Raw genomic sequence first — 23,949 nt, 5'->3', positions numbered from 1 at the left:
TCTTAATTTTTATTGATATAATATTTAATTAAATTGTGTATCGGTTCTTTTACGACAGTACCAATACTGATATTAAATTCGTCTGTGGCAACTTCCCGGAGTATGTTTTCATAATTAAATGCTACGGAACCCGTAAAGTTCACGTCACTGTCCGGATATTCTTTCATTAAGGGCTTGATGTACGTTTTTATAAAGGTACGAAGTCCATTCTTAACTAATTGATTGATGAACAGATGATCCTTATGTTCGAGGACGAAGTCGGTAAATGAATTCAGAAAATTTGTCGGTTGGGGAGCAATATACACCCTTTCCAGAATGGTTTTCTTATCGATGTTAAATTCTCTTTCCAGTTTGTCCCGCAGATCAATGGGTAGGGTATCTGTCATGTAATGTTTGAGCAACTGCTGGCTGTTCCAGTTTGTCGCCCCCTCATCGGCCAGAATATACCCCAGACCATAATTGTTGTCAATGATTTTTTTCCCTGTATAATAAGCTGCATTTGATCCACTGCCAATGATGCCAATGATGCCTTTTTCGTCACCGAAAGTCGAAATAGCCGAAGCAATGACATCATGATCAACCCGGACGCGCGCATTGACAAAAAAACGCTCCAGGACATTTTTTATTTTATCCTTACGTTCCTTCGACGATGATCCCGCACCAAAAAAATAGATCCGTCTGATTTTTTCGGCATTGTTGATCAGATTGGTGTTTTTATGCAAATGCTGTAGTATGGAGCGCTCGTCCTGAAGATAAGGATTGATCCCGTTCATGCGGAAACCCGTGGTGATCCGTCCCTTGTCAGCCAACCGCCAGTCTGAAAATCGCGACCCACTATATACTACTGCTATCATGTCTGTTCAATTTATGATTATAAAATCTCAGCCATCTCCAATAAATCAGGGCTAAGTTTAATTTCCTTATTGCTGATTGCTTCTTCAATTGGAGTTGTCTTGATTTCATTACCACGGAGCCCAACAGTAACGCGTGTATTTCCGGCCAATAATTCATTGACAGCAGCAAAGCCCAATCTACTCGCAAGCACGCGGTCGAAACTCGTTGGAGCACCACCCCGTTGCAAATGCCCTAATATACTAACTTTCGTGTCGTAATGATCAAACTTTTCTTTTACTTTTTTTGCGACATAATAAGCACCACCATTTTGATCGCCCTCTGCAACAATAACAATAGACGATGATTTCTTTTTGATGGCACCGTCTTCCAGATGACGGATTAGATCGTCAATGGCCGTTTCTTTCTCTGGGAGTAAAATGGCTTCGGCTCCACCGGCGATGCCTGCATTTAAAGCGATACAACCTGAATCCCGGCCCATTACTTCAACAAAGAAAAGACGTTCATGTGACGCCGCCGTGTCTCTGATTTTATCAATCGCTTCGATGACAGTATTGTTGGCTGTATCGTAGCCAATGGTATAATCAGAACCGTAAAGGTCGTTGTCTATCGTACCCGGAATACCTATAATAGGTATTTCAAATTCTTTGGAGAAGAAGTTGGCACCTGTAAAGGTACCGTCACCACCAATGACCACCAAGGCATCCACGCCGGCAGCGATCAGATTGTCATAGCCTTTTCGACGGCCTTCGGGTGTCTTAAACTCCATGCAACGTGCCGTTTTTAATATTGTGCCACCACGTTGTATAATATTGCTGACCGAACGCGTATCCATTTCGATAAAATTTGCGTCGATCAAACCTTGGTATCCTTGATAAATACCCGTTACTTGTAATCCTTTATGCAATGCTGTTCGAACGACAGCACGAATACAGGCATTCATACCAGGAGCATCACCTCCCGACGTCAATACACCTATTTTTTTAATTTCTTTTATCACACGCTATATTTTAGGTTTTACGAATATAAGATTTTTATAGTGTATATTCTACACTTTGAATAAATTTTTCAATATTTTTTTGCGCATCACGTTTAGGAAGCGTATAATTGTTACAGATAACCCGATGATTAGTAACCGCTAAATTTAGCTCAGTATATTGCACATAAATAAATTTAGAAGTTTTGTATAGTAATTTTACCGTTGACTGTGTCATATTAGGCTTTCACGAAGGAGAATTAAAAGTTCTTTTGGCCGAAAGAAATGAATATCCTTTTAAGGATTGGTGGGCATTGCCAGGTTTTTTCGTGGATAATGACGAAGAGATGGAAGATGCCGTAAAACGAATTTTGTATGAGAATACAGGTTTGAAAGATGTATTTATGGATCAGCTGCATTCCTTTGCCGGTTTAAAAAGGCATCCAAAGGGACGTATTCTGACGGTGGCTTATTACGCCCTCGTGCAGCTGGATAATACCAAATTGAAAACCAAACCTGTTACAAACTATATGAAGCAGGCAAAATGGTTCCCGGTTCGGAATGTACCTGAACTGGCCTTTGACCATAAGCAGATTTTGGACCTCTGTCTGGAAAGATTGCAACGCCGCCTTGCGTATAAGCCGATCGCTTTTGAGCTGTTGCCTGAAAAATTTACCCTCACCCAGTTACAATTGGTATATGAGGGAATTTTGAATAAACCACTCGATAAACGCAATTTTAGAAAGAAAATGCAGAATTATGGCTTTCTAAAAGAACTCGACGAAGTGCAGACTGGAGTTGCCTATCGTGCAGCACGGCTCTATAAACTGGATAAACGAAAATTTTTAAAACATTTTCAGAACACGGTCGCATTCTAACAGATCTGTTCGTATACTGAAAGGCAAACTCTCGAGTTTGCCTTTTTTTTTCTGAAAGTGTCTGATCTTATTGGCCAGAAAGAACCTTCAGTTTGCTTTCATTGCTGCTGGTGTCTGCGAAGTCATGAAGGTTTTGTTGTCAGGTTAATATCAAAATTATTACAATTTCAAAATTTATTTTGCCCAACATGTTACTTTTTATATTTTTGAACAATTTTTGATAAAAGTCAGAAAGTAGAAAGGAGTTTTTTGAAGAATGGAAGATAGAAAAGATCAAATCATTCATGCGGCGATAAGACGCTTTATGCATTACGGTTTCAGTAAGACGACAATGAATGAAATTGCGGAGGATATAAAAATTACCAAAGCGAATTTGTATTACTATTATTCGGAAAAGAATGCACTTATACGGGATGTGATTGTGCGTTTGACGGATGAATATAGGGAAGAGGAGGAGAAGATGGTGGCTGTGCACGTGGGCACCACCTACGAGCTGATCATTAAAATTCTGGAACTGCGCGATGCATTTGTCCGGAAATACTATATGTTGCACATGAACGAAAATCTCGAATGGATCAAGGGACTTTCCATGCAGGATTTTTTTCAATGTCTGCACGACCGCGATGTGAAAGCCTTGTTTGAGATCCTTCAGATCGGTGCCGAAAAAGGTGAAATCGATGGGGAGCATTTATATGAAACGGCCGAAATCTATGTGGAACTGATGAAGAGCTTATCCCTGATGTGCAATATCTCCGATATCATTTCGGGAATTCCGAATCAGGATCGTTTTGATGAAGTGCTGCAAAAGCAAAAGCTGGCTACCAAGCTCTTTTTTAATGGTATAAATAAAAAGTAGATATAAAATTAGGATAAATAAATTAGGAATGAAAACAATCAGAATACTAGCCAGCCTTTTATTAGGTACGATGGTTTTCCAAAGTCATGCACAGCAACAATTGAGCTTAAGTGATGCCATTAAATTTGCATTGCAGAACAAGAAGGAAGCTAAAAAGGCAAAGTTAGATCTCGAAAACTCGCAATACCAGATTGATGAGGTTAGGGGTAGCGCGTTGCCACAAATTACAGCAAATGGTTCCTTAAAATACAATGTGTTGATTCCAGAAATGGTATTGGAAGCCGGTGGTCAGACTCAAAAGATTAAAATGGGACAACCTTGGAATTCAACAGCGGCCATTTCCTTAAATCAGCAGCTTTTTAATCAATCGATCTTTACAGGCTTGAAAGCTGCTAAGACCACAAAAGAGTTTTACCAAATAAATGCGCAGTTAACTGATGAACAAGTAATCGAAAAAGTGGCAAATGCTTATTACGATATCTACCAGGAACATCTGAAACTTCAAACGATAGAAAATAATTTGCAAAGTACCACAAAAACGAAAGATGTGACGGAAGGACTTGTGAAAGCTGGGCTTGCAAAAAAAATAGATTTAGACCGCCTGGTGGTCAATGTGAATAACCTGGAGGCACAAAAACAACAAACCACCAACGCTGTACAGATCAAAGAAAATGCATTGAAATTCGCAATCGGGAAGCCGATCGAGGAAGATATCGAATTATCGGAAGAGACGTTTGATATCAATGCCGCGTTGGCCGTGGAATCGGATAATGTAGAAAATAGAACCGAAGTGCAGTTGATGAAGAAGCAAATTGAACTTTACGAACTGAATAAAAAATCGAAAGTCGCCGACCTATATCCTAAATTATCCTTAGGTGGAGATTTTGGTTTTAACGGATTTGGTAAAGGCTTTCCAATTGGTGGCGATTTTAGCTGGCCAAAGACCTCGAGCATAGGTTTAAATCTTTCGGTGCCAATCTTCACCGGAGGGACAACAAAAGCAAGAATCAACCAGGCCGATATTCAGATTAGACAAGCACAGGTTGATCTTGAGGATACCAAATTGGGCCTTAATCTGGCGAAAGAAAATGCCAAATCACAGATTAAGATCAGCTTGTTGACGATCGACAATAATCGCCGGAATGTTAAATTGGCCAAGGGTGTGCTAGATGATACAAAAAACAATTTTAACAATGGTTTAGCAACTTTAACAGAATTACTTGATGCTGAAAAAGCACTAGCAGATGCAGAAAATAATCTAAATACGAGTCTGTTGAACTATAAAGTAGCCGAAGTACAGATTATTAAGGCAAATGGCGAATTAAAATCACTAATTAAAGAATAATTGACTAATACAATATGAAACGCGGAATTATTACCTTACTTATTATTGCTGCTGGTCTAGCAGGAATATTTTTTGTGTTAAATAAAAATAAAAAGAAAAATGAGGCCGAAACGGCAGAGGTAGCAAAGAAAAATGTGGCTATTGCAGTGCGTATCGATACGGCAAAAGTATCTTCCATGGACTTACGCTATACGGCTAACGGAACATTTTCTCCGAAACAAGAAGTAACTGTTTCGGCTGAGACTGCAGGTAGAGTGGTGAAAGTATTGGTTGATGAAGGTTCTCATGTAAGCGCCGGTCAGACTTTGGCGATCATCGAGGGCGATAAACTGAATGTGAACGTAGCGAATGCGCAGGCTGCATTTACCAATGCGCAGGCCGATCTGCATCGCTTTGAAAGTGCCTTCTCTACTGGTGGTGTAACCAAACAACAGTTAGACCAGGTGAAATTGCAATTTGAGAATGCGAAAAATAACTTAAAAGCGTCCAAATTGAATGCTGGCGATGTGACCATCAAAACGTCGGTATCGGGTATCGTCAATGCACGTAAAATCGAACCGGGTACTTACCTAAATGTGGGCGCTGCAGCCTTCGATATTGTCAATGTCGCCACCTTGAAATTGCGTGTCAATGTAGACGAAAAGAATGTGGCTACCTTAAGGATCGGTCAATCTGTTGATGTGACAGCGAGTGTATATGCAGACCAACGCTTTACAGGTAAAGTAACTTTTATTGCTCCTAAATCGGATGGTAGCTTAAACTTCCCGGTGGAAATCGAGGTAAATAATGCATCGAACCAATTGCGTGCGGGTATGTACGGTACAGCCATCTTCGGTGAAGGTGTTGCCAGCAATACGTTGATCGTACCTCGTAATGCCTTTGTGGGTAGTGTGAGCGACAACAAGATCTTTGTGCTGAAAAACGGTAAAGCCATCGAAACAAACGTCAAATCGGGTAGAAACTTTGGTGATTACATCGAGATCTTAGGTGGTTTGCAAAATGGGGATCAGGTGATTGTTTCGGGTCAGATCAATCTATTTGACCAAAGCCCTGTAGAGATTATTAAATAGAGCATACTGTAATCGGTAGCAGATGGAACCTCGGTTGCATAGCTATTAAAAATAAATTATTCGAATGAAAATTACCGAAATATCGATAAAACGCCCCAGTATAATTATCGTATTATTTATAATACTTACATTAGGCGGGTTGTTTTCTTATACGCGATTGGGCTATGAATTGGTCCCTAAATTTGAAATTAACGTCATTACGGTACAAACGGTCTATCCGGGAGCTTCGCCCGCAGAGGTGGAGAGTTCGGTGACCAAAAAAATAGAGGATGCTATTTCATCCTTGGAAAGTATCAAAAAGGTGGAGTCGACTTCCCTGGAAGGGGTATCGATTGTCATGATTACCCTCAACAACGGTGCGGATGTCAACTTCCTGCTTACGGATGCTCAACGGAAAATAAATGCCGTGATCAACGATCTTCCGGATGATGTAAAGACACCTTCACTCTCTAAATTTTCCCTGGATGATGTGGCCATCATGAGTTTGGCCGTCACGTCCAACTTATCGGAAAAAGAACTCTACGATCTTTTGGACAATAAAATCCAGCCGGTCTTTGCGCGGATCAATGGTGTTGCCAAAGTGGACCTGATCGGAGGTGAGGAACGTGAAATCCAGATCTCTGTAGACCCGAAGAAAATTGAAGGTTATGGACTGACAATTTCGCAGGTACAGCAAATTGTAGCGGCATCCAATCTCGATTTCCCGACAGGTAACGTCAGTACTCGTGATAACCGGACAACCATCCGTCTTTCGGGTAAAGTGACTTCGATCGAGGAGCTGCGTAACCTCCCGATCACAACACCGGCAGGGGTGCAGATTTATCTGCGCGATATCGCCGATGTGCGGGATGGTATTAAAGAGATTGAAAAAGTAGCTCGCCTGGACCGTCAGAATACAATCTTATTGCAGGTCTTTAAACAGTCTGATGCAAATGCCGTAGCGGTGTCTGAAGCGGTCAAGAAAACCATTGCGGTACACGATAAAGACGGAAAAGTAATTTCGGGTGTAGAGAAGGATTATGCGGCACAGAATATTAAAATTCTGGTGGCCAATGACTCTTCAGAATTTACCTTGAATGCAGCCGATAACGTGATCCATGACTTAATGATTGCGATTGCATTGGTGGGCTTTATCATGTTGTTCTTCTTACAAAGTTTACGTAATGCGGCGATTACCATGGTGGCGATTCCTTTATCTTTGATTGCTACCTTTATTGGCTTGCTTTTGATGGGCTATACCTTAAACTTGATGTCTTTACTCGGTTTATCCCTGGTAGTCGGTATCCTTGTGGATGATGCGATCGTTGTTATCGAGAATATTCACCGCCACATGGAGATGGGTAAAAACAAGGTGCGTGCGGCCTATGATGGTGCTTCGGAAATCGGATTTACCGTAACGGCGATCACCTTGGTTATCGTGGTAGTGTTCCTGCCGATCGCGATGTCTACGGGTTTGGTGGCCAATATTTTGGCACAATTCTGTGTGACGGTAATCATCTCGACGTTATTATCCTTATTGGTGTCATTTACGGTAGTGCCTTGGTTATACTCGCGTTTCGGTAAATTGGAGCACTTGAGCAAAACTTCTTTCTTTGGTCGTATTATTCATGGTTTTGAAAGCGGTTTGAACAGCTTTACACATTGGGTTGCTGGATTGTTGACCTGGGCTTTAAAAAACGTCGGTACGAAATTGGCTACGTTGTTTTTGGCAATCGGTTTACTTGTTGCATCGTTTTTTTTGGTCGGTATGGGGTATATTGGTTCGGACTTCTTCCCGAGTATTGACCGTAAGGAGTTTTTCATCCAGTTGGAACTCGATAAAGATGCTTCACTGGAGAAGACCAACTTGTTGACGCAAAAAGCGGAGGCTTATATTAAATCGAAACCTGATGTCAAAGAAATTATTACGACAGTGGGGCAGTCTTCGGACGGTATGGCTTCAACAACGGGTTCGCGTTATAAATCGGAGATCCACGTGATCCTCGACAAGGAAAATTTTGAGGGTAACTCACAAGTGTATTCAGCGACGCTGAAGCGTGAACTTGAAAATAAACTGATCGGCGCTAAAATCAAAACCGTCAATGTGGGTATCATGGGAGCGGAGCAGGCACCATTGAAGCTGACCATTATCGGTGCTTCTGTCGAAGATGCGCAGGAATTTGCAGAGAAGGCGGCAGATCAATTACGTAAGATTCCTGGGGCTGCGGGTGTCAAATTGACTTCTGAAGCGGGTAACCCCGAGATCAATGTGAAGATCGACCGTGATAAAATGACTTCTTTGGGACTGAATGTCTCTACAGTGGGTATGACAATGCAGACGGCATTTTCAGGAAATACGGATAACAAATACAGAGCGGGTGATAACGAGTATGATATCAATATCCGCTATGCGGAAAATGGTCGTGCCAATATCGACAACGTACGTGATCTGAAATTTATCAATAATCAGGGTGCCTCTATTTCTCTGGATCAATTTGCCAATGTAACTTTTGGTTCGGGACCTACGTTGTTGGAACGTCGCGACAAGTCGCCGGCAGTATCCATTCAGGGACAGGCAATCGGTAGACCAATGGGTACCGTAGCACAAGAGTGGCAGGCACAGTTTGAAAAACTACCCCGTAAACCGGGAATCGTCTTTATCTGGGGTGGTAATATGGAAAACCAAACCGAAGGATTTGGTACTTTGGGTATTGCCTTATTGGCATCTATTATCCTAGTATACTTGGTAATGGTTGCTTTATACGATAGTTTTATCACACCATTTGTGGTCTTGTTCTCGATTCCATTGTCGTTTATCGGAGCCCTATTGTTCTTGGCGCTGGGAAATCAGACGCTGAATATCTTTACGATTTTGGGTATCATCATGTTGATTGGTCTGGTGGCCAAAAATGCGATCATGCTGGTTGACTTTGCCAACCATCGTAAGGAAGCTGGCGATAACACGCACGATGCGTTGGTGGCAGCCAATCACGCGCGTCTTCGTCCGATTTTGATGACGACAATCGCCATGGTATTTGGTATGATTCCTATTGCAATCGCTACTGGAGACGGTGCCGACATGAATAGAGGTCTGGCGATCGTTATCATTGGTGGTTTGTTATCTTCTTTATTTTTAACCTTGGTTGTTGTACCGGTGGTATACTCCATTTTTGACAGTCTTCAACGTCGTTTTGGAAAGAAAGAAAAGACAAATTATGAAGCCTTGATGAAGGAAGATTATGACCATGTCGACGTGGCAGAACATTAAAAAATAATACATTTTACAATAGAAAAAGGCGGCTAATAAAACATTAGCCGCCTTTTTTGTGTTAATTTTAGGTTAATCAATCGATTGCGTAAATATTTTTTATTACATTGCGGCGCATTAACAAAATATACACTTAAAATTGAGACATACATGTGTGGAATTGTAGGATACACAGGTTATCGTCAGGCGTATGGTATCGTCATTGACGGATTACAAAAGTTAGAATACCGTGGTTATGACAGTGCTGGAGTGGCATTGCATAAAGGTGAACAGATCGATGTTTACAAAAAAACAGGTAAAGTCGCAAACTTGGAAGAGTTTGTGTACGGAAAAGATCTACAGTCGACCACAGGGATAGGTCACACCCGTTGGGCTACCCATGGTGAACCTTCTGATCGGAATGCACATCCGCATTATTCCAATAGCGGACGCATCGCGATGATTCATAATGGCATCATCGAAAACTATGCTTCCTTAAAATCAGAATTAATCAATAAAGGTTATACGTTTAAAAGTGATACCGATACAGAGGTTCTGGTCAACTTTATCGAAGAAATTCAATTGCAGAATGAATGCTCGTTAGAAGAAGCGATCCGTATTGCTTTGAAACGGGTCGTAGGGGCCTATGTGATCCTCGTTTTGGAAGCTGGTCATCCGGATCGTATTATTGCAGCACGTAAAGGAAGTCCTTTGGTGATCGGTATCGGTAAAAATGAGCATTTTTTGGGTTCAGATGCTTCTCCGATGTTAGCGTATACCAAAGAAGTTGTTTACATCAATGACTATGAACTGGCCATTATCACACCGGAGGAGCTGATCCTTAAAAATCTGGGTAATGAGCGCATCACACCTTATGTCCAAAAATTGGATCTGGAACTGTCAGCTATTGAAAAAGGGGGCTTTGATCACTTTATGTTGAAAGAGATCTTTGAGCAACCGCAAACGATTTTTGACTCCATGCGTGGACGTCTGGATCTGCAATCTCATCAGATTACACTGAGCGGCATTGAAAAATTTGCCAATGAGATCAGCAACACCAATCGCATTGTGATTGTTGCCTGCGGTACCAGCTGGCATGCCGGGCTTATTGCAGAATATGTTATTGAGGAATTGTGCCGCATTAATGTGGAAGTTGAATATGCGTCGGAATTCCGCTACCGTAATCCGGTTATTCATCCGGGAGATGTGATCCTGGCGATTTCCCAGAGTGGAGAAACGGCTGATACATTGGTTGCGTTGGAAAATGCAAAAAAACAGGGTGCTATTATATTGGGTGTGGTCAATGTTGTTGGATCTTCTATCGCCCGACTTTCGGATGCAGGTGCCTATACCCATGCTGGACCAGAAATCGGCGTAGCAAGTACAAAAGCATTTACAGCACAGTTGACGGTATTGAATCTGATTGCCTTAAAGATTGCTTCTTTGAGAGGCTCGATCAGTGAAGGGCGTTATCAAAAACTCGCAAAGGAATTAAATGAAGTGCCTGAAAAGGTGGAGTGGATTTTGGATACGCAGGTTGATAAAATCAAAACCATTGCAAAAAAATACAAAGATGCCCGCGACTTTCTTTTCTTGGGTAGGGGATATAATTTCCCGGTTGCCCTGGAAGGTGCACTCAAACTCAAGGAAATTTCCTATATCCATGCCGAAGGTTACCCTGCAGCAGAGATGAAACATGGACCGATCGCATTGGTTGATGAGAACTTGCCGGTTGTTTTTATTGCTACAAAGGATGCTTATCACGAGAAGATTGTTTCAAATATTCAGGAGATCAAAGCACGTAAGGGAAAGATTATATCGGTAGTTACCAAAGGTGATACCGTTTCTGAAAATCTATCGGATGATTTTATGGAAATTCCGGAGGCCGATGAGATCATAGCGCCATTGATTTCGGTTGTACCATTGCAACTGCTATCGTATTATATTGGTGTAGAACTCGGATTGGATGTGGACAAACCACGTAACCTGGCGAAGTCGGTAACTGTAGAGTAAGGGGGCCTATGAGTGTATTGAAGAAGAAACCTTTGGAACAGCTGGGGTATGGATTTATCCCAGATGAGTTTATTCCAGCAGGACAGGATGAATATACCCTGCGCTTTCAGCAAAACCCGCGTAATGACTACCGTGATCTGACGGAAACGGAGGTTCAACAATTGATTAACAACGGTAACTGGTCCAGCGACTGGACCAAGGTCAAAGTATCGGCAGTCTTTGATCCGAATCAGGTGCAGCACTGTAAGTTTTATGGTCTAGTCCGTATCGGCAATTTGAGTCCGAGTTACCTGGATTACCGCAATCTGCAGCTGCCTATTGGTCTATATCATTCGACGATCATCAGTTCGGACTTTGGTGACGATGTTGCAGTCCACCATGTGGGCTACTTATCCTACTTTATTGTCGGTAATGAGGTGTTGTTGAGCCAGATCAAGGAAATGGAGACCGGTAGTACAGCCAAATTCGGTAATGGTATTCTCCGTGATGGTGAAGAATCCGATAAACGGATCGAGCTGGAGCTCTGCAACGAAAATGGTGCCCGCTCGGTTTATCCCTTTGACGGCATGCAGGCAGCAGATGTATATCTTTGGACCCGCAATCGGCATGATCACGCCTTACAGCGGCGATTTGGAGAACTGACGGATCAGAAATTCGGAACTCAACGCGGCTATTACAGCCAGATTGGCGACCGCTGCGTCATCAAAAATACGTTGACGATCAAGAATGTCAAGATCGGGACTGATGCTTATATCAAAGGGGTCAGCAAGCTGAAAAATGTAACCGTCAATTCTTCGCAGGAATCGTATACACAGATCGGTGAGGGCTGTGAGCTCGTGAATGGAATTATTGGCTATGGCTGTCGTATATTTTACGGCGTTAAAGCCGTGCGCTTTATCTTGGCTTCCTATTCGCAATTGAAATATGGTGCGCGTTTGATCAACTCTTATTTGGGGGACAATTCGACAATTTCCTGTTGCGAAGTGTTAAATTCCTTGATTTTTCCAGCGCATGAACAGCACCACAACAACTCGTTTTTATGTGCGGCATTGGTGATGGGACAAAGTAATATGGCAGCAGGAGCAACCGTAGGATCCAATCACAACTCCAGAGCTGCGGATGGTGAAATTATCGCGGGACGTGGTTTTTGGCCCGGACTCTGTGTCAGTCTAAAACACAACTCCAGATTTGCATCGTATTGCCTGATTGTAAAAGGGGATTTTCTGCATGAACTGGATATCAAGCTGCCTTTTACCTTAGTAAGCAATGACGTACAACATGATCAACTGGTCCTGATTCCGGGGTATTGGTTTATGTACAATATGTATGCATTGGTACGGAATGCCAATAAGTATGCGGCGCGGGACAATAGACATTTCAAAAATCAATATTTTGAATACGATATGTTGGCGCCGGATACGGTGAATGAAATGTTTGCAGGGATGGATATGCTGGCTTTGGCCGTGGCGGATAGTCTCCACGCTGCAGCAGGACAGGAGGAGCACCAACGTATTGTTGCTGGCCGGGCACTGCTTGCCAACAACATGGATCTAAAAGATCAGACCATCGTGTTGCAAGGAGCCGAAAATTCACGCAGGCCGACTGTTATTCAGAAGGTTGGTGAGGCTTATCACTTGTATCGTTCGTTTATAAAATACTATGGCGTACTGCATCTGATGGATGCCCTCGAGGAAGGTCTGTCACTGCAGGATATTATGGCCTCCTTGTCGGGTAGATCGCGTACAAACTGGGAGAATATAGGCGGGCAGCTGATTGAAAGCAATGCCCTGCACACTTTCCTGGATGATGTCAAATCAACAAAAATTGATTCATGGGACGAGATTCATGAGTTCTACCACGATAAGAGTAAATCCTATGCCTTGGATAAACGTGAACATGCACTCTTGTCTTTAATCGAAGTCTTAAATTTGGAAGGTATGGTTTTATCAACAGATAAAATTGTATCTTTGTTGGATCAGGCGCTTGGGCACCGGATCTGGATCGGTGAACAGATTTATAAATCCCGGGCCAAAGACTACAAAAATCAGTTCAAAAACATGGTTTATGCCAATGATGAAGAACGTGACATTGTGGTCGGAAAACTGGAGGAAAATTCTTTTATCAATCAACAGCAAAAAGAATTAGAGATATTCAAGATAAGGGTTGCTAATTTGAAAGGGCAATTTTAAAAGAAAGGCTTCCGCTCGGAAGCCTTTTCTTTTTTGTCTGTTTTCCAATCCTGGCAGCCGATGCTGTTATGTAGCTTGCTTTTTTTTGTCGTTCCACGCTTTACTCGTTGATTTTATCCAGAGGTTTGCGTTTATTGTCTTTGATCTGTTTAAAGTGACTAGGTGTCAATCCGGTTACTTTTTTGAATTGATTGCTTAAATAGGCAACACTGGAGTAATTGAGTTTATAGGCAATTTCACTTAGGGTAAGTTCGTCGTACACCAATAGCTCTTTGACATATTCAATTTTCTGGCCGATGAAGTATTTTTCGATGGTGATGCCTTCAACGTCCGAAAAAAGATTGGAGATGTAGTTGTAATCATGGTGCACTTTTGTGCTGATGATTTCGGAAAGATTAAGGCTGGTGTCGTTATGTTGATTACGGATGAGATCCAATACCACATGTTTTACCTGTTCGATGATGACGGTTCTTTTATCGTCAATCAGTTCAAATCCAAGTGCCGAAAAATTTGAAGCAAGTTGTTTACTCTCCGTTTTGGTCAGCTCTTCTTCAATCTCAACCTGGCCCAAAGAAATATGCTTCACATGGAGATTGAGCTTCGCCAATTCATTTTCAACAACCATTATGCATCTATTGCACACCATATTCTTTATTGCAAGTTTCATATCTAAATTATTACTGATTTGTGTCTGCATCCCATAGAATTTATGAATGCTTTGCTTATTTTTTTTAAGTCCATATGGACTATCCTGTTGCTGTTCTGCACGTGTATTTCATTCTTCAATTGCCTGTAGGCTACAAGGTGATCATTCGTATTTATGTTTCTCACATTGCGAAGTCCCATCGGAATTATTTTAAATACAAGTTACTCATGTAAACTCAAAAATCGGTAATTTATTAGACACGAGGTTGTAATATTTAAGGTTTATCTTGTAGTATTTTGAAACTGTGGGAAAAAAGGCGGAACAACTACATCCCTAGCGGATGATCGTAATGGGATGGCTGGCCAGCCCTTAATCCCTCAAGATGCTAGAGGTTTAGTTCAGTCAAGGATTTATTTTCATTAGGGCTTTATTTCAATAGCTGTGCCTATTGGAACAGCGTCAAAAAGCTCGTCAATTTCCGAGTTTGTGAGTGCCATACAACCGAAAGTCCAGTCCATGTGGCGTTGCAATTTACCGATAAAGCCTAGTCCGTTTCGGAGTCCGTGGATCTTGATGTCGCCACCGGCATCTTTTCCTAAACTTTTGGCATGGGCGATATCTTGTTCATTCGGGTAGGAGACACCTAGGTTTTTGTGATAGTCGCTATATGGATTTTTATCATTGATCGTATAAAGACCCTCGGGTGTTTTTAAATCACCTTCAAATTCTTTGTCGCCCACAGGTTGACCGCCTAGTGAAATACGGTATGATTTGAGGAGCTTTCCCTTGCTATAGGCCAATAGTGTCCTTTTAGATTTATAGACAATCAGTTTGTCCACTTTCGCATGCCGATCCAACGTTGGTTCGGGATAAAGATTATAACCTATCAGGCCCAGGCAAAGTAAGACGAGGAGGCTGATGACTGTTTTTAAAACTATTCGACGTTTTCTAGGTCGTTTCATCTTGGCGATCGTTAGCTAATGGATAAAATGTTTAACCCGAGCGCCCAACGTAGGCTTGGCGCTCAGGCTATGCATGTATTTTGATTTTGCGGCTTAGAATTCGCGGTCAACATCCTTGTCGCCACGTCCCGAAAGGTTCACAATAGCGACTTGGTTTTTGTCTTTGAGCAATTTAACCGCAAGGGCAACAGCATGAGACGATTCAATGGCCGGAATAATACCTTCCAGTCGGGAAAGCAACTTGTAGGCATCAATCGCCTCGGTGTCAGTCACGGGATGATAGTTTGCACGATTGCTATCTTTTAGCTGGGCATGTTGGGGCGATATCCCTGGGTAATCAAGGCCTGCAGATACCGAGGTTGAGGGGATCGGATTACCTTCATCATCGACCAGACAGTATGAAAATGTCCCCTGGAATACAGTTGGTTTACCAAAAGAAAGTGTCGCTGCTGTTTTTGGATAAGTCCCGGTGCCACCACCTTCACCACCATGAATTTCGACGGCATGATCATCGAGAAAACCCGAAAATAAGCCAATCGCATTCGACCCGCCACCTACACAGGCAAAGATGCTGTCGGGAAGGCGCCCTTCCTGATCAAGAATCTGCTGGCGTGCTTCTTTACCGATAACGCTTTGAAAATAACCGACCATTTTTGGGTAAGGATGTGGGCCAACATGTGATCCCAATAGATAATAAGATGTGGGATTTTCGACGTAATACATCAAGGCCGCGTCTACGGCATCCTTTAACGTACGGCTACCGAGATTGGTCGTCACAACCTCGGCACCCAACAATTCCATGCGTTTGACGTTTAGGGCTTGGCGCGCAGCATCGATTTCGCCCATAAATACTTTACAGGGGATGTTTAACAATGCTGCTGCTGTTGCTGTTGCAACGCCATGTTGACCGGCGCCAGTTTCGGCAATGATTTCTGTAGCGCCCATTTGTTTAGCCAAAAGAATTTGACCGATACAGTTGTTTATCTTGTGGGAACCTGTATGGTTTAAATCTTCCCGCTTCAAATAGATTTTGGAACCTACGTATTCGCTTAAATTCTTCGCGTAATATAAAGGTGAGGGGCGACCGACATAATGTTTTAAGATCGCAATAAACTCTTTCTGGAATTCTTCTTTTTGGACATGACTATCGAAAAAAGCAGCCAGTTTATTCAATTGCTCTTCCAATACTGGTGGGATGTAAGATCCGCCAAATTCTCCATATTGACCATTGTATTGAAGCATCTTCTCATTTGCTTCGACAGATGCAGCTTGTGTTAGACTCATTTTAGGCTTAAGTTTCTTGTTGTAAAAAGATATATTGTTTATTGAAGCCTAATATAGTAATCTTTGCAGGTATAGAAAAAAAACAAGGCATCTTTTGTAGAAAAGATGCCTGTAAAATCTTGTATTTGCAAACAAAAAACAATGTTTCCTGTTTTAAGCTTTGGTTTTCCGGAAGATAAAGTAGAAGCCTACCAGAATAAAAGGTATACTCAGTAATTGGCCCATATTTAAAGCCATACTTTGCTCGAAAGGTTCTTGGTCAATTTTAAAATGTTCCAAGACCATGCGTGCACCAAATAATAGGACCATGAATATGCCAAATAATTGGCCTTTTTGGCGATTGGGATTTGATTTGAATAGGGAGCCAATGATAATGAAGATCAAAATATAGGCGATTGCTTCATAAAGCTGCCCAGGGTGGCGTGGTACATTGTCTACACGCTCGAAGACGATAGCCCAAGGTAGATCGGTAGGTGTGCCAATAATTTCGGAATTGAAGAAATTTCCGATACGGATAAGTGCACCGGCAATAGGGACTACAACGACCAATCGGTCCGCTAGCCACAGAAAATCAGTTTTTGTTTTTCTGCAGAATAAATAGAGTGCGAGGATAATTCCAATGGCGCCACCGTGAGAAGCCAAACCTGCAAAACCAGTGATATGAAATCCTGTTTTATCCCATTTGAATGGAAGAAAGATTTCAAGTATATGATCTTTGTAATAGTCAAAATCGTAAAATAGGCAGTGTCCTAATCGTGCTCCGATCAAAGTGCCCAGAAAAATATAAATTGAAAGCTGATCCAACTGTTCTTGTGTGCGGCCTTCCTTTTTGAATATACGTAACATGATTACGTATGAAACAAAAAACGCTAACAACCAGCATAAGGCATAATAGCGAAGGGCAAAAGCGCCAAAGTTGAACATTTCGGGGTCAATATTCCAATGTATTGCACTTAATATTGAATTCATAAATTTTATAGCTTTTTAAATTACTTTGAAGTAAAGATAAGCTTTAATCTCATTTTTTTATTCCTACAATTTGTTTTTAAGCAGAATATCATTGGGCTGCGGATCTAATTCATTCATCGTGAACAAAATATTGTCTTTTGCGGATCCTGTTTACTAAAAGAGGAGCGTATGACCTAAAATAAATTGCGCAAACAATATTTCAAAAAACATTTTTACTTTTGCATTTCATTGAAATTTTCATATTTTGACGAAAGTAAATAGAAAAGGAAAAGATGGCAGAAAAAAACAAGAAAAAAGAGCCGAAGCACGACGCGGTTGTGACGAAAGATTCGCTTTCATTTTTTGAGAAATATATCAATAATGCTTCTCCTACAGGATTTGAGTGGGAAGGTCAGCGCCTGTGGTTGGATTATTTGAAGCCTTATGTTGATGATACATTCGTTGACAACTACGGTACAGCTGTAGGGGTAATCAATCCAAAAGCGGAGTATAAGGTCGTTATAGAGGCTCATGCGGATGAGATTTCTTGGTTTGTCAATTACATTACTAAAGATGGATTGATCTATGTGATTCGTAACGGTGGTTCGGATCACCAGATTGCACCGTCTAAGCGCGTGAATATTCATACGGAAAAGGGTATTGTCAAAGCTGTATTCGGCTGGCCGGCAATTCATACGCGTTCGGGAGAGAAAGAAGAAAATCCTTCGCTGAAAAATATCTTTTTGGACTGCGGTTGTGGTACCAAAGAAGAGGTTGAAGCCTTGGGAATACATGTCGGTTGTGTCATTACATACGAAGATACATTCTCTATCCTTAACGACCGTTATTATGTTGGGCGGGCTATGGACAATCGTGCCGGTGGTTTTATGATTGCTGAGGTTGCTCGTTTGCTAAAAGAGAATAAAAAGAAATTGCCATTTGGATTATATATCGTAAATTCGGTGCAAGAAGAGATTGGTTTACGTGGTGCCGAAATGATTGCAGATCGTATCAAACCGAATGTCGCCATCGTAACTGATGTGACACATGATACGCAAACTCCGATGATCAATAAGATCACACAGGGCGATCTATTTTCAGGGAAAGGTCCGGTATTGTCCTATGCTCCAGCGGTTCAGATTAATCTGAATAAACTGTTGGTTAAAGTTGCTGAGAAGAATAATATTCCTTTCCAGCGTCAGGCTTCTTCTCGTTTTACAGGAACTGATACGGACGCGTTTGCCTATAGCAATGGTGGCGTACCGTCTGCGTTGATTTCTTTACCACTCCGTTATATGCACACAACAGTGGAGATGGTGCACAAGGAAGATGTGGATAACGTGATCCGGTTGATCTACGAAACATTATTGAATATTGAGAACGGACAAGATTTTAGAACATTTACAAAGTAGAATTTAAGAATATATTAACTTATCATTAGAATTATTATGGAAAATAACCAAAATCAAAACGAATTGAGCATCGAGTTGACAGAAGAAGTAGCAGAAGGAACCTACTCAAATCTTGCGATTATCACTCACTCTAATACTGAATTTGTGGTTGACTTTATCCGTGTGATGCCAGGAGTGCCAAAAGCAAAAGTGAAATCAAGAATCGTTTTGACTCCAGAGCATGCAAAACGCTTGTTAGGTGCATTGGTTGATAACGTGAACCGTTTCGAAGCATTAAATGGCCCAATTAAAATGGACTTAGGTGTTGCTGAACAACCTCAACAAGGTGGTGATCCTACAGTTGCATTCCCTTTTGGAACGCCACAAGGTCAAGCATAGTTGATTGCAGCTGTCATTGAGATATCAAAAGCGCCAATTGAACATTGGCGCTTTTTTTATGTCCTTGATTTCAGCAAAGTCTTTCCGATGCTCCAATTGGGTTCATGTATGAAAAAGACGATTGCCCTAACTACCTGTTAAGGGATAAGATCATCAAGATCTAATTAAAATTGAAACATCTGCATATCAGGTAGTGCCTATTAATATTTCTTAATCAATGTTTAGACAGTAATAAGTCAGTGCATATTCAGTCTACACTGAGCAAGCACTGAACGAGCACTGAACAATCACTGAGTAAGCACTGTCTAAAATATGAAGTTGGGTGCCATCTGATATTCGCCTGTGGGCTATTGCTAGTTTTGGACTTGGCATTTACTTTTACTAAATTTAGATAACTAATTCAAAAAGGAGATTTATATGGATATTCAAGTGCGGAACTTGACAAAGAAGGATTATGTTGATTTGAAACGATCGATGGAACAGGCTTATGATGGTGCAGGTGAGACCTGGTCAAAGGAAAATATTCAGGATTTGATTGATATATTTCCCGAAGGGCAATTATGTGTGGAGATTGATGGACATGTCGTTGCCTGTGCCTTGTCCATTATCCTGAATTCAAAAAAGAATAATATTTACGATAGCTATTATGAGATTATCGATGACGGTAAGTTTACCAAGCATAGTGATGATGGAGACACCCTTTACGGGATAGAAGTGTTTGTTCATCCGGCACATCGGGCGTTACGTCTCGGCCGGCGTCTCTATGATGCGCGTAAGGAGCTGTGTGAACAGATGAACCTCAAATGTATTGTTGCCGGGGGCCGTATTCCCAATTACCATAACTATGCGGATAAAATGAGTCCGCGGGTTTACATCGAGAAAGTCAAACGCAAGGAGATCTATGATCCGACGCTGACCTTTCAGCTTTCAAATGATTTTCATGTCAAAAAAATACTCAAGCATTATCTGCCTGAAGATGCTGAATCGATGGAGTTTGCTACCCTGTTGGAATGGAATAATATTTATTATGAGTCAGAGACACGGTCCATTTCGACCACCAAGCAGACGATCCGTTTGGGGCTGGTGCAATGGCAGATGCGCTTGTTTGATAATCTGGAGGCATTTTATGATCAGATCGAGTTTTTTGTGGATACCGTGAGTGATTATGGAACAGATTTTATCATGTTTCCAGAATTTTTCAATACGCCGCTCATGAGCCCTTATAACGATCTTCCCGAGCGCCTGGCGATGGAAAGGCTTGCGCAGCATACCTCCGAGATTATCGATCGCATTCAACAGTTTGCTGTATCCTACAACGTTAATATCATTGCGGGTTCCATGCCATTGATGGAAAACAAAAAACTCTACAATGTTTCCTACCTCTGTCATCGCAACGGTAAGCTGGATGAGTTTAAAAAAATTCATATCACGCCAAATGAATTTAAATACTATGGTATGGTGGGTGGTAGTGAAGTGAAAGTATTTGACACCGATTGTGGTAAAGTAGGGCTGTTGATCTGTTACGATGTCGAGTTTCCTGAACTGAGCCGTATTTTGGCCGATCAGGGCATGCAGATTCTATTTGTGCCCTTTATGACGGATACCCAAAACGGGTACATCCGGGTGCGTACCTGCGCGCAGGCCAGGGCGATAGAAAATGAATGTTATGTGGCTATTGCTGGCTCTGTGGGTAATTTGCCGCGTGTGAATAATATGGATATACAATATTCGCAGTCTGCCGTTTTTACTCCTTCAGACTTTGCTTTTCCCAATAATGCCATCAAAGCCGAGGCGACACCGAATGCCGAAATGGTGCTTATTGCCGACGTTGACCTGTATGCGCTGCGCGACCTACATGAGTATGGTACTGTTAAAGTGAAGAAGGATAGGCGGAAGGATCTGTACGAAGTGAAACTTTTGAAGTAAATTTAAATACGCTTTTAATCTCTTAAAATATGATACAAAAAGTCAAATGGGGGACGCTATCCATGGTCTTAATGATGATGTCATGTCAGTCAAATAAGAAAAGCGATACTGCTCAGGAGGTCCGCACAAATTTTTTTGATGTCTCAGGTATGGATACGACGGTGAATCCAGGAGATAATTTCTTCCAATATGCGAATGGAAGCTGGATGAAAAATACGCAAATCCCGGCGTCGGAAACGGGATGGGGCTCCTTTTATGTGCTCGCCGACGAAAATCTGGCAAACCTGAAATCTATTTTGGAAGGGGCCGCAAAGTCCGACAACAAAAAAGGTTCAGATCAGCAAAAGGCCGGCGATTTCTATGCGAGTGGTATGGATACGGTGACGATTGATAAATTGGGCGCGAAACCGATCGAAGGAACCATTCAAAAAATCAATGGGTTGAAAAGTATTGATGAATTGATTGCGTATGCTGCAGATGGATTTAAAGAGGGCGATGGTGATCTTTTTACCTTTTATGTCGCCGCGGATGACCGGATCAGCACTAAGAATGCATTGCAATTTTTTCAGGGGGGACTCAACCTGCCTGAAGCAAGTTATTATTTAGATCAGGATGAGAAAGCGAAGAAGATCCGGGAGGCCTATGTCGCGTATCTGGTCAAGTTATTCGGACTGATCGGTGAAGGGGCAAATGCCCAAAAGTCGGCGGAGGAAGTGCTGCGCTTGGAAACAGAAATTGCCAAATCACATGCTACACCGGTAGAATTGCGGGATCCCATTAAAAACTATCATAAATTTGCGGTACAGGAGTTTCAGAAGCAAACGCCAAACCTCAACTGGAAAGATATTCTGCAACGCTTGGATGTGAAGACCGACACGATTTTGGTACAGCAGCCCAAATTTTATCTTGCTTTAAATAATTTGTTGAAATCACAATCCTTAGACAGCTGGAAAACAAAGCTTAAAGCAGATCTGGCAAATGCTTCTGCGACGGCCCTGAGCAAAGGTTTCCGGGAGGCAAAGTTTGAATTATTCGGGAAAACCCTGAATGGTCAGAAGCAGGAGAAAGAGCGTTGGAAGCTGATGGTGAGCTCGGCGGACGAGAATCTTGGCGAGATTGTGGGCAAGTTGTATGTGGATGAATACTTCAAGCCCGAAGCAAAAAAACGAATGCTCGAATTGGTCGACAATTTGCAGAAAGTCTACAAGAACCGCATTGAGAAGTTGGACTGGATGACGCCTGAAACCAAAAAGAAAGCGATTGAAAAATTGGAAGCATTCACCAAAAAAATTGGCTATCCGGAGAAGTGGAAAGATTATAGTGACGTGGAGGTAGCCAAAGATACCTACTATGCCAACTTGCAGTCTGCTGCAAAGCATGCTTATAAAGAAATGGTGGGTAAAATCGGTAAACCGGTTGACAAGGCAGAATGGCTGATGACAACACCCACAGTGAATGCCTATTACAATCCGCCGTATAATGAAATTGTATTTCCGGCCGGCATCTTGCAGTTCCCCTTCTTTGATGCCAACGCGGACGATGCAATCAATTATGGCGCTATCGGTGCCGTTATCGGACACGAGATGACACATGGTTTTGATGATCAGGGGCGCCAATATGATAAAGACGGCAACTTGAATGACTGGTGGACTGCAGTGGATGCGAAACAGTTTACGCAACGCGCCAGCCAAGTCGCGAAGTTATATGGTGGTTTTACGCTGTTGGACAATCAACATGTAAACGGTGAGCTTACTTTAGGTGAAAACCTGGCAGATATCGGCGGTTTAAATATTGCCTATGATGCCTTTAAATTAACCAAACAAGGGCAGGGGCAGGACAAGATTGATGGTTTTACCCCCGATCAACGTTTCTTCCTGAGTTTTGCGCAAGTGTGGCGCGTAAAGAGCAGCGATGAGCGCATGCGGCTACGTTTAAAAGTTGATCCACATAGCCCCGAACAATTTCGGGTAAATGGTCCCGTATACAATATGGAGGCTTTCTATAAAGCATTTAATGTACAGCCTACAGCAAAAATGTATGTGGCACCTGAGAAAAGAATTTTGGTTTGGTAAGTGGAAACAGGCGTGAACAGCATTGTCCTAATACGGATTAAGGTCATGCTGTTCAACTGATAACGTTTAAATGGAAACGAAAAAGTAAATTTGTCTTTGAATTATGATAAAAACTGATTACTTTTGCCCTTCATTTAATAACACATTTAATTAATTAACAATGTACGCAATAGTAAATATAGCAGGACAGCAATTTAAGGTTGCAAAAGACCAGTTCCTTTTTGTACACCGTTTACAAGGAGATGAAGGCGCTAGTATTGAATTTGACAATGTATTGTTAGCAGAAGACGGTGGTAAATTTACCATTGGTACACCTAGCGTTGCTGGTGCAAAAGTTTCGGCTAAAATTTTGTCTCATTTAAAAGGCGATAAAGTTATCGTTTTCAAGAAAAAACGTCGTAAAGGCTACAAAAAGAAAAACGGTCACCGTCAACAATTTTCTAAAATCCAGATCACTGGTATTACGTTATAATTGAATTTTTAATCAGACAAATAGTCTTAAATTAAGATAAAGAAATGGCACACAAAAAAGGTGCGGGTAGTTCTAAGAACGGCCGTGAGTCACATAGCAAGCGTTTAGGTATCAAAATCTTCGGTGGTCAACAAGCAATCGCTGGTAACATCATCGTACGCCAACGCGGTACACAACACAATCCTGACACAAACGTTGGTATTGGTAAAGACCACACATTGTTCGCTTTAGTAGACGGTAAAGTAGTTTTCCGTAAAAAAGCTAACAATAAATCTTATGTATCTGTAGTTCCTACAGAACAAGCGTAAGGTTTTGCAACAATATTGGAAAGGCATCAAGAAATTGATGCCTTTTTTTTGTGTGTCTGTTCTCCCGTGGACCTGCCCTTGGGCAATATGAACGAAATCGGATGCTACTTGCTGCACTTTCGTTCAACAGAGCGAC

The 23,949-nt window shown here is 41.8% G+C and carries 19 protein-coding genes; 13 read left to right on the top strand and 6 right to left on the bottom strand.

Going from position 1 to position 23,949, the window contains the following annotated elements; genetic code table 11:
• Positions 1–2: 2 nt before the first annotated feature.
• Both AAH582_RS14155 and pfkA read right to left on the bottom strand, forming a co-directional pair.
• Positions 3–854 carry a hypothetical protein gene (locus AAH582_RS14155; RefSeq protein WP_046672466.1) on the bottom strand — a complete coding sequence of 284 codons (852 nt, stop codon included), beginning with the start codon at positions 852–854 and terminating at the stop codon, positions 3–5.
• Between the two features lie 17 nt (positions 855–871).
• On the bottom strand, positions 872–1,849 hold the full coding sequence (gene pfkA, locus AAH582_RS14150; protein WP_411567705.1) for a 6-phosphofructokinase: 978 nt from the start codon (positions 1,847–1,849) through the stop codon (positions 872–874).
• Between the two features lie 185 nt (positions 1,850–2,034).
• Here pfkA and AAH582_RS14145 point away from each other — a divergent pair, with 185 nt between their 5' ends.
• The 7 genes from AAH582_RS14145 (at position 2,035) to AAH582_RS14115 (ending at position 13,405) form a co-directional block, all read left to right on the top strand.
• Positions 2,035–2,706 (top strand): NUDIX hydrolase, encoded by a 672-nt coding sequence (locus AAH582_RS14145; protein ID WP_075992906.1) that lies wholly within the window; start codon positions 2,035–2,037, stop codon positions 2,704–2,706.
• Between the two features lie 256 nt (positions 2,707–2,962).
• Positions 2,963–3,562: a TetR/AcrR family transcriptional regulator gene (locus AAH582_RS14140; RefSeq protein ID WP_046672464.1), complete on the top strand. Its 600-nt coding sequence runs from the start codon at positions 2,963–2,965 to the stop codon at positions 3,560–3,562.
• Between the two features lie 28 nt (positions 3,563–3,590).
• Positions 3,591–4,907 carry a TolC family protein gene (locus tag AAH582_RS14135; protein WP_046672463.1) on the top strand — a complete coding sequence of 439 codons (1,317 nt, stop codon included), beginning with the start codon at positions 3,591–3,593 and terminating at the stop codon, positions 4,905–4,907.
• 14 nt (positions 4,908–4,921) lie between these two features.
• Positions 4,922–5,977: an efflux RND transporter periplasmic adaptor subunit gene (locus AAH582_RS14130; protein ID WP_115049038.1), complete on the top strand. Its 1,056-nt coding sequence runs from the start codon at positions 4,922–4,924 to the stop codon at positions 5,975–5,977.
• Between the two features lie 64 nt (positions 5,978–6,041).
• A complete protein-coding gene (locus AAH582_RS14125; protein WP_046672461.1) occupies positions 6,042–9,224 on the top strand; it encodes an efflux RND transporter permease subunit in 3,183 nt (1,060 codons plus the stop codon).
• 150 nt (positions 9,225–9,374) lie between these two features.
• Entirely contained in the window at positions 9,375–11,216 is a 1,842-nt protein-coding gene (glmS, locus tag AAH582_RS14120) for a glutamine--fructose-6-phosphate transaminase (isomerizing) (protein ID WP_343318129.1), read from the top strand.
• 8 nt (positions 11,217–11,224) lie between these two features.
• Positions 11,225–13,405, top strand: a complete 2,181-nt coding sequence (locus tag AAH582_RS14115; protein WP_046672459.1) for a DUF4954 family protein — start codon at positions 11,225–11,227, stop codon at positions 13,403–13,405.
• A gap of 100 nt (positions 13,406–13,505) precedes the next feature.
• Here AAH582_RS14115 and AAH582_RS14110 read toward each other — a convergent pair whose 3' ends face one another.
• From AAH582_RS14110 to lgt, 4 genes are all read right to left on the bottom strand, one after another.
• Positions 13,506–14,072: a helix-turn-helix domain-containing protein gene (locus AAH582_RS14110; RefSeq protein ID WP_046672545.1), complete on the bottom strand. Its 567-nt coding sequence runs from the start codon at positions 14,070–14,072 to the stop codon at positions 13,506–13,508.
• Between the two features lie 398 nt (positions 14,073–14,470).
• Positions 14,471–15,013 (bottom strand): L,D-transpeptidase family protein, encoded by a 543-nt coding sequence (locus AAH582_RS14105; protein WP_046672458.1) that lies wholly within the window; start codon positions 15,011–15,013, stop codon positions 14,471–14,473.
• 93 nt (positions 15,014–15,106) lie between these two features.
• Entirely contained in the window at positions 15,107–16,297 is a 1,191-nt protein-coding gene (trpB, locus tag AAH582_RS14100) for a tryptophan synthase subunit beta (RefSeq protein ID WP_231585208.1), read from the bottom strand.
• Positions 16,298–16,450: 153 nt separating this feature from the next.
• A complete protein-coding gene (lgt, locus tag AAH582_RS14095; protein WP_046672457.1) occupies positions 16,451–17,266 on the bottom strand; it encodes a prolipoprotein diacylglyceryl transferase in 816 nt (271 codons plus the stop codon).
• Positions 17,267–17,538: 272 nt separating this feature from the next.
• Between lgt and AAH582_RS14090 the strand changes: the two genes are divergently transcribed.
• The 6 genes from AAH582_RS14090 to rpmA all read left to right on the top strand — a co-directional run bounded on the left by AAH582_RS14090 (position 17,539) and on the right by rpmA (position 23,813).
• Positions 17,539–18,657 carry a M42 family metallopeptidase gene (locus AAH582_RS14090; RefSeq protein ID WP_343318125.1) on the top strand — a complete coding sequence of 373 codons (1,119 nt, stop codon included), beginning with the start codon at positions 17,539–17,541 and terminating at the stop codon, positions 18,655–18,657.
• A gap of 36 nt (positions 18,658–18,693) precedes the next feature.
• Positions 18,694–19,035: a DUF3467 domain-containing protein gene (locus AAH582_RS14085; protein WP_046672455.1), complete on the top strand. Its 342-nt coding sequence runs from the start codon at positions 18,694–18,696 to the stop codon at positions 19,033–19,035.
• A gap of 417 nt (positions 19,036–19,452) precedes the next feature.
• A complete protein-coding gene (locus tag AAH582_RS14080; protein WP_046672920.1) occupies positions 19,453–20,961 on the top strand; it encodes a bifunctional GNAT family N-acetyltransferase/carbon-nitrogen hydrolase family protein in 1,509 nt (502 codons plus the stop codon).
• A gap of 29 nt (positions 20,962–20,990) precedes the next feature.
• Complete coding sequence (locus AAH582_RS14075; protein WP_343318120.1) at positions 20,991–23,033, top strand: M13 family metallopeptidase; 2,043 nt, start codon at positions 20,991–20,993, stop codon at positions 23,031–23,033.
• A gap of 160 nt (positions 23,034–23,193) precedes the next feature.
• Positions 23,194–23,505: a 50S ribosomal protein L21 gene (gene rplU / locus AAH582_RS14070; protein WP_028068281.1), complete on the top strand. Its 312-nt coding sequence runs from the start codon at positions 23,194–23,196 to the stop codon at positions 23,503–23,505.
• A gap of 44 nt (positions 23,506–23,549) precedes the next feature.
• Entirely contained in the window at positions 23,550–23,813 is a 264-nt protein-coding gene (gene rpmA, locus AAH582_RS14065) for a 50S ribosomal protein L27 (RefSeq protein WP_046672918.1), read from the top strand.
• Positions 23,814–23,949 lie beyond the last annotated feature (136 nt).

This window comes from Sphingobacterium multivorum (assembly GCF_039511225.1).
In the GTDB taxonomy this organism is placed as follows: Bacteria; Bacteroidota; Bacteroidia; order Sphingobacteriales; family Sphingobacteriaceae; genus Sphingobacterium.
The sequence above is the reverse complement of the archived record's forward strand: the minus strand, read 5'-3'. Positions and strand labels throughout refer to the sequence as shown.

Excerpts from the sequence above, each read along its gene's own strand:
- AAH582_RS14140 (WP_046672464.1), top strand. The coding sequence starts at position 2,963 with ATGGAAGATAGAAAAGATCAAATCATTCATGCGGCGATAAGACGCTTT.
- AAH582_RS14130 (WP_115049038.1), top strand. The coding sequence starts at position 4,922 with ATGAAACGCGGAATTATTACCTTACTTATTATTGCTGCTGGTCTAGCA.
- rplU (WP_028068281.1), top strand. The coding sequence starts at position 23,194 with ATGTACGCAATAGTAAATATAGCAGGACAGCAATTTAAGGTTGCAAAA.
- trpB (WP_231585208.1), bottom strand. The coding sequence starts at position 16,297 with ATGAGTCTAACACAAGCTGCATCTGTCGAAGCAAATGAGAAGATGCTT.
- AAH582_RS14125 (WP_046672461.1), top strand. The coding sequence starts at position 6,042 with ATGAAAATTACCGAAATATCGATAAAACGCCCCAGTATAATTATCGTA.
- lgt (WP_046672457.1), bottom strand. The coding sequence starts at position 17,266 with ATGAATTCAATATTAAGTGCAATACATTGGAATATTGACCCCGAAATG.
- AAH582_RS14090 (WP_343318125.1), top strand. The coding sequence starts at position 17,539 with ATGGCAGAAAAAAACAAGAAAAAAGAGCCGAAGCACGACGCGGTTGTG.
- glmS (WP_343318129.1), top strand. The coding sequence starts at position 9,375 with ATGTGTGGAATTGTAGGATACACAGGTTATCGTCAGGCGTATGGTATC.
- AAH582_RS14155 (WP_046672466.1), bottom strand. The coding sequence starts at position 854 with ATGATAGCAGTAGTATATAGTGGGTCGCGATTTTCAGACTGGCGGTTG.
- AAH582_RS14085 (WP_046672455.1), top strand. The coding sequence starts at position 18,694 with ATGGAAAATAACCAAAATCAAAACGAATTGAGCATCGAGTTGACAGAA.
- AAH582_RS14135 (WP_046672463.1), top strand. The coding sequence starts at position 3,591 with ATGAAAACAATCAGAATACTAGCCAGCCTTTTATTAGGTACGATGGTT.
- AAH582_RS14105 (WP_046672458.1), bottom strand. The coding sequence starts at position 15,013 with ATGAAACGACCTAGAAAACGTCGAATAGTTTTAAAAACAGTCATCAGC.
- AAH582_RS14080 (WP_046672920.1), top strand. The coding sequence starts at position 19,453 with ATGGATATTCAAGTGCGGAACTTGACAAAGAAGGATTATGTTGATTTG.
- AAH582_RS14075 (WP_343318120.1), top strand. The coding sequence starts at position 20,991 with ATGATACAAAAAGTCAAATGGGGGACGCTATCCATGGTCTTAATGATG.
- AAH582_RS14115 (WP_046672459.1), top strand. The coding sequence starts at position 11,225 with ATGAGTGTATTGAAGAAGAAACCTTTGGAACAGCTGGGGTATGGATTT.
- AAH582_RS14110 (WP_046672545.1), bottom strand. The coding sequence starts at position 14,072 with ATGAAACTTGCAATAAAGAATATGGTGTGCAATAGATGCATAATGGTT.
- rpmA (WP_046672918.1), top strand. The coding sequence starts at position 23,550 with ATGGCACACAAAAAAGGTGCGGGTAGTTCTAAGAACGGCCGTGAGTCA.